Raw genomic sequence first — 14343 nt, 5'->3', positions numbered from 1 at the left:
GGTTAAGTTCAAAATTACAGTTTTAGAACCTAAAAAAGAACTACCAATATATATTCTTGGTAGTTCTTACATTGTACATAGTTCTAATCTTCACTTTTAGATTCTATAGTCTTTAAGGTATTATAAAAATCAATGAGTAATCCTGCTGTTGTTGTGCAAGCTCTAAGTAGTATAACATCCGCAATTTCATTAAACCTATTTTCTTTGATTCTTATACTTTCAAAGGACTTAGCGGTTTTAACAGCAAACTTTGTGTTTTCAATAACATATTTTTCAGGACTTCCATAAGTGATTATAGGATCTTTTAAAGGAATTTTATATCCATTAATAACTTTATCTATTATGAAACTTTCCAGAGGTTTATGTTTTTTCAAGTTTTTCATGGCATGAGCTGGCACTGTAGAGTCTTGTACTAAATGACAAGCAGCACCTAATAAAAATAGGGCTCTATTCATATCAGAATTTGCACCGTAAAACACAGATGCCTTATAATACTTTACACATTCTACTTTAGCATTTGAAAATCCATATAGACCGATGCCCTTCTCATGATGATAGAAATGATTAGTACTTTTCAAATCTGCATCAGCCCATTTTACACCTTTATTCAAATCTAACAAATGTTTAACAAAAAAATGATATTCTTCAGTATAGCCTTCCTGCTTTAATAAACGAAGAGCTTCTTTATTTATAAATTTATGGACTATACATTCTGTCTTTTTTATTCTCTTTTTTATAGGGTTTGCAACTTTTATAAAGGCTGTCATAGTTTTATTATAAGTTCTTTCCATTCTCTTCATGTAATACACCTACGATTCTTTAAGGATAATAAAATAATCATTGAGATATATATTATTATACTCCAATTTAACCATATTATTTTATTATCTATTAAATTTAATGTAGTATTTATATGGAAATTATATATAGAAGAGCCTATTTTCTAATAGCTAAGGTAAATATAAATCCATGGTTACCATCTAATATATATAGCTCATCTTTTAGAACCTTCATATTAGATACAGTGCAATTATCCTTTAAAGTTATTAATTTATCTGGAACACCATTTACAGTGCTGCACATTATATTATTTTTATTACTATCGTAAAAATATAGTTGCAAGGTGTTTTGTCCATTAATTTTCCCTGTATCATCTATTGCTATCCATTTTAAACTATTCAAATCATTATGTTGATAAGCAGGTGCTGGTGGTGACATCGGATGTTTTTTTAACAATGGAGGATTTTTTATATTAGATTGACCTTGAAATCTTGGTGAATCTAAAGGATCTCCTCCAGAAAAATCTGGGAACCCGTACCAATAACCTTTTTTTAGTTCATAGATATAATCACTGTCATTTTCTACTGGTCTTAATCCTCTATTTTCATAGCCTCCTATGGTAGCAAAGATTCTACCATCAAGCGTTATATCTAGTCCCTCTATATTTCTTATTCCCCATGCATAGGTTTCAATAGCTTTGGTTTTACTATTATAAATTAGCAGAGATGAATTGCCTATGGATTCACCCTTTATAACCTCGTTATCTTCATTAGAAGCTCCCTGGGGTACAAAGGCTCCTTTTTCATTTTTATTTAGCACTATATTAAAAGGTGATATATCATAACCAGTTGGATCTTTATCTATCCATTGGTTATCATCTCCAACTACAGCTGAATTAGTTGCAGCTCCAATTGAAATAAACAAATAGTCATTATATCCTCTTATTAAAACCTTACTATAATCTCCTTTATTAGGTAGGTTTGATAAGCATTGTTCTAACTTCCCATTGTTTATATCCAAGCTGAGTATTTCATTATTAGTAAGGAAGTATAGTTTATCTCCATTACATTCAAGGGTGGTAATATTATAGTTTTTGTCTTCAATTAAAGTATAGGGCTCTCCAGTTGATGGAATAGCCATTATTTTATTTTCAAAGGCAACATATAATCCTTTATCGTTACTAGTAAAATCTATGGCATTCTTTAATCCCTTATATCTAATTTTCATCTCAACTTCTGAGTCTTTAACCCCTATGTTATATATATTATTTTTATCTTTTACTATTAATAAAGAACTAATAGCTAATATTATAAGCAGAATCCATCCAATTATTTTTTTCATAGTTCCTCCATTTAAATATTATTTACACTAATATATATTTAAATATTCTTAATTAAATTACATTAAATGAAATATAAGATAAAAATATATGGTTAGAGAATAATCTTTAATCTGCCTTCATAAGTATTATTATATTAAGGCATATTCAAAAAATAAATAAGTCAGAATGCTCGTTTATTTTGTGTTATACTGTGTCAACAGAACCCTTAGATAGTGCTACTATCTGCGGAACCTGTTTCCTTGTCTAACTCAAAATATACTTCTCATCTTTGACTTGTTATTTATTTTCAGATGCCTAATTGGAGGTAATAAAGATGAGTAAAGATACTTTTTATAGAGATACATTTGTGTTGACTCTTTCTAATTTAGCCATGGGCGTATTGAGATTTATGTTTTCTATTATACTATCAAGACAGTTAGGACCAGAGGGAGTTGGACTTTATGGTTTGATAATGCCTATATATGATTTATTTTGTTGTTTAGTATGTGGAGGAATAATTGCTGCAATTTCAAGAGAAACTTCTGCTTATCTTGGTACTAGGAGATTTGAAGATTTACATAAAACTGTTAATGCTTCCCTAGTTTTTATAGTACTTTGGTCAATTTTTATAGCAGGTATTATGTTTATACTTAGTCCAATAATCTGTAATTATATTATTAAAGACCCTAGAGCAATACGCTCCTTATGGATAGCTTCTCCTGCTATTGTTTTTATTGCTATATCCTGCGTATATAAAGGTTATTTCTATGGAGTAAGTCAGGTAATAACCCCTTCAGTTATAGATATATTAGAAAAAGCTGTTAGAATGGTGATATTAGTAGGAGTAATCTACTATTTATCTCTTAAAACCATCGAAAATACTGTAGCGGCAACCTATCTTTCATTTACTATTGGTGAAATAATAAGTTTCGTATTTCTATATATTTTCTATAAAAGAAGTATTAAAAAGATTCCCTATACCAATAGTGTAAGACCAGATAACAGCTTTCAATTGTTATTTAACATACTAATTATTGCTGTTCCCCTAGCTATAAATGGTTTTTTAACTACAGCACTTCAAAGTATATCTACACTTTTAGTACCCATAAGGTTAGTTGCTGCTGGGTTTGATCACATAGGTGCCCTTGAGATAATAGGTAAATTTAATGGTATGGCTCTTGCTATTGTGTACTTCCCATTAGTTATAGTTGTATCTTTGTCTACAGTAATAATTCCGGATATATCTAAAAAAATAAGTCAAAAGGATTTTTCTAATATAAACTCTAGAGTAAATGAAGTAATTAAAATTTGTTTTATGTTAGGGGTTTCTACAGTAATTATTTGCTATGTATGTCCTAATTTATTAGGTGAAGTATTCTTTGATAGAAATGACTTAGGTAGCTTTATAAAGATAGCTTCCCTTGCAGCTCCATTTATGTATTGTCACTACTGTACCTATAGTATTTTAAATGGTATAGGGAAACAAAAGGTTATCCTTTTAAGTTCCATTGCTACAGCTTTGATTGAGTTAGTTCTAATATTTATACTTATAGGTATTCCTAGCATAAATATCTATGGATATGGAATTTCCTTGATTGTAACCTCTATTATAGGATTTTTAATAAATCTTTATTATATTGGACAAGTGATAGAGCTATCTTTTCCAATTTGGGAAATATTAATCCTAGTGTTACTAACAGTTTTAGTATATTTAGTAACAGCCATCATAAGTTCTATAATTTCTAATACCTTTATCATTCCTAAAATTATAACTATCATTGTAGTTGCTTTTTCCTTATTCTTTGTATCAAGTTTTTTAATACGAAAAAGTTCATAAAATAGAACCTAGAACTTAATTTTTAAATACTAAGTTCTAGGTTCTATTTTAAAATAATTTAATAATATTTATTTTAACTTTTTATATATTCTTTTAGGTATAAGTTTTGTAATTTTATTTGGCAGTGAATTTAAATCGGACTTTTTAACACCACCTATGGTTACTAACACTAATCCGTAGGCTCCAGCAGATAATGCTATACTTATTAATGATACAAATAAGTTTAATATATAACCACCGAAAATTAATCCTAGAACTCCATTAAATATCTTATATGAGAAAAATGTCACTATCCCCATAGCTAATCCAGCTATCAAAGGTTTTATATAACAAGGAATCAAGTGTATCCTTCCATCAATAGAGTCATTTATTTGCCATTGGAATAATATAAGCATTACTAAATAACAGGCTGCATTACCCCAAATAGCTCCAAGGATTCCAAAGGAAGGCATTGCTATTAATATATAATTTACAACAACTTTAGTTAATATTCCAACTACAGAAAATATAGTTACTACGTTTACCTTACCCATTCCCTGCAGAATAGAAGTTTGGACTAATGTGATAGCATATAGGATTAAAACCCAAGCTCCCCATATTAATAAAGGGGATACCTCCTTATCATAGCCTAGGATTCTTAAAATAGGCATAGATAGAATTCCTAATCCCACAGCGCAAGGTATAGCTATCATAAAAGCAACTCTGTAGGAAGATTTAATATTAAACCTAAGACCTTTTTTATTATCTAAGGCATGAATTCTAGATATGGCAGGAACAAGAGCAATAGCTAAAGCTCCAATAATAGCCATAGGAATTGACATAAGCGTGTTGTAAAGACCTAAATATCCCCATTGAATATCAACAGTTTTTTGACTTAATCCTGTAAATAAGAGTCTAGACTTTACGATTTTTAAGTCTACTATAGTTCCCGAATTCTGCAGTGCAGAAGCTATAGTTATTGGAAATGCATACTTTAATATAGATTTAATAATAGTTTTATTACTTAATCTATTTACCCCAGCTTTATTCTTTTTGGGGGCGTGATTAGATCCATATATTTTATAGGCTAATATAAAGTATAAAGATGCTCCAATAGCTCCAACCACTGTACCTATAGTTCCTCCAGCAGCTCCATAGGATACACCTTTTCCCATGAGTAGATAAGCAAATAATAAACTAAATATTATATTTAGAATTTGTTCTCCTACTTGGGATACTGCAGTGGTAGTCATGTTTCCGATACCTTGAAAATAACCTTTGTATGCACCCATTATTGAAGTAAATAATAATGCTGGTGCAAGCCATCTAGTAGCTAATATTGATTCAGGACTATTAAAAGCTATACTTAAGGGTTTTGCCCATATAAACATGAATACAGATAGGATTAACCCTAAGATTATAAGTAAAGTTCTAGATGCTCTAAAGGTTTTTATTGCATCTTTGTAGTTTCCCTTTGCTTCAAGTTCCGATACTAACTTTGCAATGGCTACAGGTATACCCGCATTAGCTATAATGTATATATAAGAAAAAATTGTATATGTAGAATAGTATACTGACCAACCCGTTGATCCTAAAATCTGCCTAAGTAAAGGTGTATAAACTACCGATAACACCTTTACTGACATCATAGATATGGTGAGTACCATAAAGCCTTTAGCTACAGAGTGCTGAGCCCCCTCAGTTCTGTCATTCATATTACCCCTCCATTAAAACTTAAACACATCATTCTTTATCTTCTTTAATACTGGTGGTAAAGATTCTGCTATAGTTTTATTTTTCATATATTCAAGCTCCTCTGAGTTTGATTTAAATATTACTTTATATGCATATAGGAATTGAAAATCTAAACCATATCTATTTACAAAGAAGCTATTAAGCTTTTTATCTCCATATTTAGAATCTCCAACTATAGGATTTCCTAGCTCTGATAAGTGGGCCCTTAATTGATGACTTCTTCCAGTAAGTAAGTTAATTTCTATTAGGGAAAAAGTACCACAACTTTGAATAGTTTTAACTTCCATAGCAATTTCTTTACTGTTTGGAACTTCAGTCCTATATACCTTAGAAATATTTGCATCTTCATTTTTCAAGATATATCCTGTATAAGTTCCGTCCTTTATTCTTCCTTGTACTAGAGCCATATAGTATTTTTCAATACTTCTTTCCCTTATAGCCTCATTAAGAGCCTTTAGATATTTGAAATTTTTTCCAAATATAACGACACCAGAGGTATTTCTATCTAATCTATTGCATGGAGCAGGAGTAAAAGTTACTTCTTTTTCAGGTTCATAATCACCCTTGTCATAGAGATAGGATAAGGCATAGTCTGTTAAAGTTGGTTCCCCATTCTTTGTATCACTATGAACTAATAAATTAGGCCACTTTTCTACCATAAGTATATTTTCATCTTCATAGGTAATTTTAAGATTATTTTCTATTCTTTCAAATTTCTTTTTTTCACCACTAGTTTTTATATATCTTATTTCTATGGTGTCTCCCTCTTCTAAAACATATTGTTCTTTTATTTTTTTACCATTTACTCTAATGTCACCTTTTCTAAATGCCTTATATATAGCACTTAAAGGTACATCCTTCAGTAACTTTCTAAGGAATTTATCGCATCTTTGACCAGATTCATTTGAACCTATTTGTATATTATTCATATTGTCCTCCAATATTTCTTTCTTATAGTTTGTTAAGATAGTTTACAGCCATATTACAATGAACTGCTACTCCTATTTGTAGACATTCCTCATCTATATCAAATTTACTACTATGAAGAGGATATATTATTCCTTTTTTAGGGTTTCCACATCCTAATTGATAAAACATAGCTGGAACCTTAAGGGAGAAGTATGCAAAACTTTCTACCCCCATAGTAGGTTCTTGTAATATTTTATTCTTATCTTTCCCTAATAGAGCTACACTATTATCATAAAATATATTATACATAGCATCGTCATTATATAAACATGGATAACTCTCATCAATAGTAATTTCACAGGTGCCTCTTAAACTTTCTACCTGAATGGTTACCAATTCTTTTAATCTTTTTTTCATGTATTCCCTATCCTCTAGGTTCATAGTTCTAATTATACCAGTTATAGTAACCTTATCTGGTATAATATTGGCTGCTGTACCTCCAGTTATAGTTCCTATAGTTATTACCCCTGGTGATACTGGACTAGTCTCTCTACTTACCAATAATTGTAAAGCATTTATAACCTGAGCTGCAATTACTATAGGGTCTATCCCTTTATGAGGACTTGCACCATGAGAACTTTTACCACAAATAGTAATGGTAAAAGGATTAGAAGCAGCATAAGCTACCCCTTGCTTAAGTCCAATAGTTCCCACCTCAAGACTTTCATCTACATGACATCCAATTATTGCATCCACATGAGGAGCTTCTAATGCTCCTTCTTCTATCATAATCTTAGCTCCACCAGTAGTTTCTTCTGCAGGTTCAAAAATAAACTTTACGTTTCCTTTTAACTTTTTTCTATGGTTATTTAAGAGTTTAGCTGCTCCAAGTACCATTGTCATATGAGCATCATGGCCACAGGCATGCATTTTTCCATCCATCTTAGAAATATAGCAGTGACTATTTTTTTCATGGAGAGGTAGTGCATCCATATCACATCTTATAGCTATAGTTTTTCCATTACTACTATTTCCTTCTCCATATATAGTAGCTACAACACCTGTACCTGCACAAGAATAAAATTCTATATTCTCATTCCTCAAGAAATTTTTTATTCTATCAGAAGTATTGTATAAATCAAAATCTAACTCTGGATTTTTATGAAATTCTCTTCTTATATAAATTAATTCTTCACTTATTTGTTTAGCTTCATGGATAAAGTTCATCTGAAACCTCCTTACTGATAATTATATATTATATACAAATATACAAAAAAATAATAGACTTGAAGTCTATTTAAGAGAAGTCTTGACTATATTGTACTTCAAACCATTATATAACAGAAAAGCTTTCCTTTCAATATTATAGTAAAATATGTTTCAGCTGAGTAAAATATCATGGGTCATTCTCCACAATATATGCCATTTAATTTGTAATCCTTACTATAGTCTATATCTATGAATATATGTAACATTATATATATATACCTATATTAATATTAAACTATAGAACTATTTAACTAGTTAAATAGTTGTACTCATAGTCAGGCTTTGGGGTGTATTAAGTTTTTAAAAAGTTTTAATTTAAGTCATTAAATATCATTTTCTTTAAATTAAATCTATAAACACTCTTACCCATAATATCATCTATTTTAATAGCTCCAATACTTCTGTTATCTAAACTATTTTCTCTATTGTCTCCCATGACAAATATAGAATCACTAGGTATTTTAATAGTCATATCAGGATATGTTTTTACACTATCATCTAAATAAGGTTCTTCAAGTAGTTCACCATTTATATATACATCACTATTCTTAATCTTAATTATTTCATTAGGTAATCCTTATAATCTTTTTTAATATGATATATCACTCCTTAATAGTACAATCATCATCAATAGATTAATATGTCTCCAGTAGGTTTAATATAAAAATTAAGGATTAACAAATGGTAAAACTTTAATTTCTATATATTTAATTATTACTTTGTTTAATTGTATTTACGATAACCTATACAAAAATACATAAAATTATGAGTTTGATAGATGGAATTACAAATAGTGGAGTACTTAAAGTTGAAGTAGTTATAGTTTTAATTCCATTCTTAAATCTGATTCTAGATACTTACTGCCTAGAAAAGGGGTTTCTATAAAACCAAATTTCTTATATAACCCTATGGCTGAAGTTAATTTATGATTTGAAAAAAGAATTATTCTTTTAGCATTTTTTTGTTTTGCAATATAAAGACATTTTTCCATTAATATTTTTCCTATATTTAATCCTTGATATTTTTCAGTAACAGCGAGTTTTGCCAATTCGAAAGTATTATCATCAACTCTTATTAGAGACATAGTTCCTACTATTTCTTCACCGTGTTTAGAAAAAAATATAAAACCACCTTTATCTAGTACGATTTCCTTAGGATTATTTAAAATCTTCTCATCTTCCCGCTCTAATAATTCATACTTTTCAAGCCATTCATAAGAGAGCCTCTTTAAATCATCATGGTATTTTTCTTCATATTCAACAATTATTATTTTCTCCATATTAAATTCCCTCCACTTTTAAATTGAACTTACATTTTAAATTATACTATATTATATATATCTTGGAAAAAGTATAAAAAGTAGAAAAAATAGAAAAGTTTAAAACTATACTTTAACTTATAGACACTAGAGTACTCTTAAGAGTACCTTCTCTTTGACCTACACTTTACAATAATCCATATACTTCAATAGTATTTAGAATATCATCTGCAATTTTTATGAAATCTACTTTCTTTTGTTCAACATTATAAAAATCATCAGCAATAAAGTAAAGGTCAGCGTTTGGAGCAACACCTATATTTCTTCCAACTGCGATAGAAGCCATTGCTACTCCATGCATTTCTGCTATGTCTTTTTCACTACTAAAAGCTTTATAAAATTTCACATTATCTTTTATTTCCACATGGTCAACAATCAAGGTAGCATTTATCATAGCTATCCCAATACCCTCACCATCATATCCTTTATCATGCAACTTGCCTAATTCAAGCTTTTTCTTTTTACCTTCTTCAATAAGTTTCCACGGTTCAAAGTCATTATTGCTATCCAATTTTATATCTATTCATATTTCCTAATATATCTTCTCATCTACCCTTAGTACATTAGAAAAGGATGAACTATTCCTCAAAAACCTCTATAAGACCATTAGCAATCAGGACATCAAAGTCAAATTTTCTCTCCAAATCAGAGAATTTAATAGAGATATTACTTTCTTCTAAGGCTGTTATAGTTCCTGTTCCATAGAATTTATGAGTTACAGTTGTTCCAATCTTAAATTTAACTCTTTCTAGTATCTCTTCTTCTAACTGGCACTCACATAGAAATTGAGATTTATTTTTCTTTTCACCTCTTATAAATTGAGGGAAAAGAAATATTAAGTTGTTAATAGCTCTAGTAACTCCTACATAGAATAATCTTCTCTCTTCCTCTATATCATTATTTTTATAGGGAATAGCTCCATCTACTGTGTTAATCATAAATACCGTATCAAATTCCATTCCTTTAACGCCGTGAATAGTACTAAGAATTACGCCTTCATTTTTATCCTTATTTCTAGAGCTAGCTTTCTTTGTTTCCTCTTCTACAGTATTTACATGTTCTAAGAAGTCTTTAATAGTTTTAAATCCTTTAACGCTTTCTTTAAACTCATTTAACACATTTTCTAAATCTTCTATGGAAAATTTATATTTCTGTGCATATTCGACTAGATGTTTATGATACATTAAGTCTCCTATAATAAATTCTACAGCAGAAGGTAATGAAATTCTATTTAAGTTAGAAATATCCCTTTCGAGTTTATCTAATATTTTTAGTTGGAATACTGGGGTGCTATCTAAGTTTTTTAATTTAGTAAAGATACTGCCTAAGCTATTGCTCTTTTTAACTTCTTCTATACTATTTTTACTTATATACCTATAGGGTTTATTTATTATTCTAGTAAAGCTATCCATGTTTAGAGGATATATGCTTAACTTTAGATAAGCTAATATGTCTTGGCATATGAAGTGAGAGAAAAAATTATATTGTCTATCTAGCAAGGTAAAGGGAATTTTCTTTCTAATAAAACTATCAATTATACTTCTACTTTCTATATTCGTTCTATAAAGTACTGCAAAGTTATTAAAGTTATTGTCTTCACTTTCCTTTACCTTGAGAATATAATCACTTATATATGTACCTTGAGTTGTTTCATCACGAACCCCTTGAGCCTTTATTATTCCATCATCAGTTTTGTTGGCTCTGATATCCTTTGAGGTTCTAATCTTATTATTTTTTATAGACTTCATTGATAATCTTACTATATTCTGCTTTGACCTATAATTTGTAGATAGATATAAGGTTTTACCTTCTTTAAATATATCTTTAAAGTTTACTATATAGGTTGGATTAGCGCCTCTAAAACTATAGATGCATTGATCCTCATCTCCTACTACAAATAAGTTATTTCCCTTATTTAAAAGCTTTAATATGTCCACTTGCACATCATCACTATCTTGAAATTCATCAACTAATATATGTTTAAATTGATTTTGATATGAATTTAATATGGAGCTATTCTTAATAAATAAATCTCTACACATTAACTGTAGATCTTCAAAGTCAAGGAGGGATTTTTCCTTTTTATGAGATTCATAGAAATTTACACAGTTTTTTAAAAGCTCTTTATCGATTTGATTATTTCCATCTCTATTATATTCTCCCTTGCACTTATAGATGGATATGGCATTTACATATTCCTTAACTCTATCTTCACTAACATCCTCCATATAGGCAGTTAAAAAGTTTTTTACTACTCTATAACTTTCAAAGGGCTCTATTATATTAATTTCTCCATAATATGACTTTAGTATTTTATAGCAAAGTCCATGAAAGGTTCCAAAGAAAGGACTTACCTTATTTTTATCTATGGCTAGGAACCTATTTCTCATATTAGTTGCTGCTGCCTTGGTAAAGGTTATTATAACTATGTTTTTAGGTGATATGTTTTTATGATTTATTAGCTCATAAACTCTATTTACAATAACTACAGTTTTTCCACTTCCAGGACCTGCACTGACTATTATATTTTCATTTGTACAGTTAATGGCTGTTAACTGTTCTTTACTTAAAGTGTTATTTTTATTTTTTATCATAATATAAATCTTTCCTTTTACATACTTTCAATTTAATAATATTACCATATTATTTGTCCATATACTATAGAAATGAAAGTTTTCTTATGGTACGATATATAGGATGTAAATGTTAACCTATGGAGATTTTATAAAATTTTATCCGATGACTACCAGCTCTAATACTCTCATCTTCTTTAAAGTGGGAGTAAAGAGCTGATACGTCACTGGATAACGATTTCTAAGCTTCAGTGGGAGTAAAAAACTCCCCCTGAAGCAAATAACTCTGTTTATGGTTTATATAAGTGAGGAGAACTAAAAATGGATACAATTACTAGACTTGACCTAAGAAGCCAAAGAAATCTTACCATGTTAGTAGATTTTTATGAGCTTACAATGGCTAATGGTTATTTAAATACTGAAGCAGATGATACCATAGCTTATTTTGACATGTTTTTTAGGAAAATTCCTGATGGTGGTGGCTACTGCATAATGGCAGGAGTTCAACAATTAATTGAATATTTAACTAATCTTAAATTTACTGATGAAGATATAGAATATCTAAGAAGTAAAGCTTTATTTAGTGAAGAATTTTTAAATTATTTAGCTAACTTTAAGTTTAGTTGTGATGTATGGGCTATTCCAGAAGGTACCCCAGTATTCCCTAATGAACCACTTGTAACTGTAAGGGGTCCAGTTATGGAAGCTCAGTTTATAGAAACTATGATACTACTAACAATAAATCATCAAACTCTAATTGCTACTAAAGCTGCAAGAATTTGTGAAGCGGCTAGTGGTAGACCAGTAATGGAGTTTGGTTCTAGACGAGCTCAAGGCTATGATGGTGCCTTGTATGGAGCCAGAGCTGCAATTATCGGTGGATGTAATGCTACTGCTTGTACTATGGCAGATGAATTATTCAATGTGCCTGTAACTGGAACTATGGCACACTCTTGGATTCAACTTTTTGATAGTGAATATGAAGCTTTTGTAGCATGGGCTAAAACTTATCCTGATAATACTGTACTTTTAGTAGATACATATAATGTTCTAAAATCAGGCATTCCAAATGCTATCAAGGTTTTTGATGAAATCTTAAAACCTATGGGTAAAAGACCTAAGGCTGTAAGAATAGATAGTGGTGATATTGCATATCTTTCTATAGAAACTAGAAAAATGCTAGATGAAGCTGGCTATGAAGATGTAAAAATCACAATTTCTAACTCTTTAGATGAATTTATAATTAAAGCTGTTCTTGATAATGGTGCTAAAATCGATAGTTTTGGTGTTGGTGAAAGATTGATCACTGCAAGAAGTGAGCCTGTATTTGGTGGTGTTTATAAACTTGTTGCCATTGAAAAAAATGGAGCTATTATCCCTAAAATTAAGATAAGTGAAAATGTTGAAAAAATAACAAATCCTGGTTTTAAATCTCTTTATAGAGTTTATGATAAGAAAACAAATAAAGCTATTGCAGATTTAATTGCTTTAAATGATGAGAATTTTGACAATAATAAGCCTTTACAGTTGTTTGACCCTAATTACACTTGGAAGAAAAAAAGAATTAAAAATTATAATATAAAAAATCTCATGGTACAAATATTTGATAAAGGTAAATGTACTTATGAAAGTCCTTCTGTAATGGAGATAAGAGAATTTTGTAGTAAAGAAAAAGCTAGTCTATGGTCAGAGATAAGAAGATTACAAAATCCTCATCAATACTATATAGACTTATCTAAAAACTTATGGAATTTAAAAGAATCATTATTACACGAATACTCTTCAATATATGAAGAATAATATTAATATACTATCTATGAAGGGTATGATATCTATTGAATAAGAAACTTAAAATAAAAATTTCTAATGATGCCTTTGATTTTATTATTAAACTACTGGAATTTCATGATGAATATGATTGCATAGCATTAAAAGAACCTGAAAATGGTGGATGTTGTAAAAATTCTAAGGTTGATATAATCTTAGATAATACCATTAACTACAATGTTATTGAAGATATACAAGGATTAAAAATTGCTTATAGTGAAGATTTATATAGTAACTTTAATGAAATAGTTATTGTACTGAAGAAAGATTCACTTTACCTAAAGGCAACACCTTCATTTACTAATAAATCTAAGGGATGTGGTGGATGCGGATCAAAGTCAAAGGATTGCACATCATGTTCAGTATGTAGTATGAAATCAAAATAGTTAATAAAAAATCTCCTAGCCTAGGCTAGGAGATTTATATGTTTACTGAAAGATACTAAATAGCATACTTATGGATTAGTTTAATTTTGTTGTAGCTTAATATAGATATAATATTATAAAAAATCCATATCAAAAATAATATAATTATAAGTAGCTGTCTTTGTATAAATGAGATATAGACAACGACTTATCCTCCTTATACGAATCATAATCATAGAGATTTTTTATTTTGCTCCCCTTGCTACTAAGCTCTTTAAAGGGGCACTTATTATTATTTTCAGCCCAATTATAAAGGGCACAGTCCTTTGAACACTCTACATACTCATCGTAAGTTGATAAAAAATCACACTTAACCAAGCATAACACCCCCAATAAATACACATTTAATA

12 protein-coding genes and 1 pseudogene are annotated in these 14343 nt (G+C 29.5%); 3 read left to right on the top strand and 10 right to left on the bottom strand.

From position 1 onward, the window contains the following. Positions 1–83: 83 nt before the first annotated feature. Both B3630_RS17155 and B3630_RS17150 read right to left on the bottom strand, forming a co-directional pair. Entirely contained in the window at positions 84–800 is a 717-nt protein-coding gene (locus tag B3630_RS17155; protein ID WP_346900294.1) for a zinc dependent phospholipase C family protein, read from the bottom strand. 136 nt (positions 801–936) lie between these two features. Further along, the gene (locus tag B3630_RS17150) at positions 937–2121 is read right to left on the bottom strand and encodes a hypothetical protein (RefSeq protein ID WP_346900292.1); all 1185 of its coding nucleotides are present in this window, start codon (positions 2119–2121) and stop codon (positions 937–939) included. 314 nt (positions 2122–2435) lie between these two features. Here B3630_RS17150 and spoVB point away from each other — a divergent pair, with 314 nt between their 5' ends. Then, complete coding sequence (gene spoVB, locus B3630_RS17145; RefSeq protein ID WP_346900290.1) at positions 2436–3938, top strand: stage V sporulation protein B; 1503 nt, start codon at positions 2436–2438, stop codon at positions 3936–3938. A 68-nt stretch (positions 3939–4006) separates the two neighbouring features. Here the strand turns inward: spoVB and B3630_RS17140 are convergent, their stop codons facing one another. From B3630_RS17140 to B3630_RS17110, 7 genes and pseudogenes are all read right to left on the bottom strand, one after another. Continuing rightward, on the bottom strand, positions 4007–5632 hold the full coding sequence (locus B3630_RS17140; protein WP_346900288.1) for a polysaccharide biosynthesis protein: 1626 nt from the start codon (positions 5630–5632) through the stop codon (positions 4007–4009). Positions 5633–5644: 12 nt separating this feature from the next. Continuing rightward, entirely contained in the window at positions 5645–6601 is a 957-nt protein-coding gene (locus tag B3630_RS17135; RefSeq protein WP_346900286.1) for an RluA family pseudouridine synthase, read from the bottom strand. Positions 6602–6623: 22 nt separating this feature from the next. Beyond that, complete coding sequence (locus B3630_RS17130) at positions 6624–7808, bottom strand: M20 family metallopeptidase (RefSeq protein ID WP_346900284.1); 1185 nt, start codon at positions 7806–7808, stop codon at positions 6624–6626. A 352-nt stretch (positions 7809–8160) separates the two neighbouring features. Continuing rightward, positions 8161–8415 (bottom strand): annotated as a pseudogene (gene lepB, locus B3630_RS17125) (signal peptidase I); the annotation flags it as partial. 252 nt (positions 8416–8667) lie between these two features. Continuing rightward, positions 8668–9129, bottom strand: a complete 462-nt coding sequence (locus tag B3630_RS17120) for a GNAT family N-acetyltransferase (RefSeq protein ID WP_346900282.1) — start codon at positions 9127–9129, stop codon at positions 8668–8670. Positions 9130–9295: 166 nt separating this feature from the next. Then, complete coding sequence (locus B3630_RS17115; protein ID WP_346900280.1) at positions 9296–9679, bottom strand: hypothetical protein; 384 nt, start codon at positions 9677–9679, stop codon at positions 9296–9298. A 67-nt stretch (positions 9680–9746) separates the two neighbouring features. After that, a complete protein-coding gene (locus B3630_RS17110; protein WP_346900278.1) occupies positions 9747–11762 on the bottom strand; it encodes an ATP-dependent helicase in 2016 nt (671 codons plus the stop codon). 300 nt (positions 11763–12062) lie between these two features. Here B3630_RS17110 and B3630_RS17105 point away from each other — a divergent pair, with 300 nt between their 5' ends. Both B3630_RS17105 and B3630_RS17100 read left to right on the top strand, forming a co-directional pair. Then, the gene (locus tag B3630_RS17105; RefSeq protein ID WP_346900276.1) at positions 12063–13541 is read left to right on the top strand and encodes a nicotinate phosphoribosyltransferase; all 1479 of its coding nucleotides are present in this window, start codon (positions 12063–12065) and stop codon (positions 13539–13541) included. 35 nt (positions 13542–13576) lie between these two features. Next, the gene (locus tag B3630_RS17100; protein WP_346900274.1) at positions 13577–13954 is read left to right on the top strand and encodes a hypothetical protein; all 378 of its coding nucleotides are present in this window, start codon (positions 13577–13579) and stop codon (positions 13952–13954) included. A gap of 144 nt (positions 13955–14098) precedes the next feature. On the opposite strand, the gene B3630_RS17095 is transcribed toward B3630_RS17100, so the two are convergent. Then, positions 14099–14311: a hypothetical protein gene (locus tag B3630_RS17095; RefSeq protein ID WP_414633023.1), complete on the bottom strand. Its 213-nt coding sequence runs from the start codon at positions 14309–14311 to the stop codon at positions 14099–14101. Positions 14312–14343: the final 32 nt, after the last annotated feature.

Source organism: Clostridium sp. UBA7503 (genome assembly GCF_002477055.1).
Lineage (GTDB): Bacteria > Bacillota > Clostridia > Clostridiales > Clostridiaceae > Clostridium_J > Clostridium_J sulfidigenes.
The sequence above is the reverse complement of the archived record's forward strand: the minus strand, read 5'-3'. Positions and strand labels throughout refer to the sequence as shown.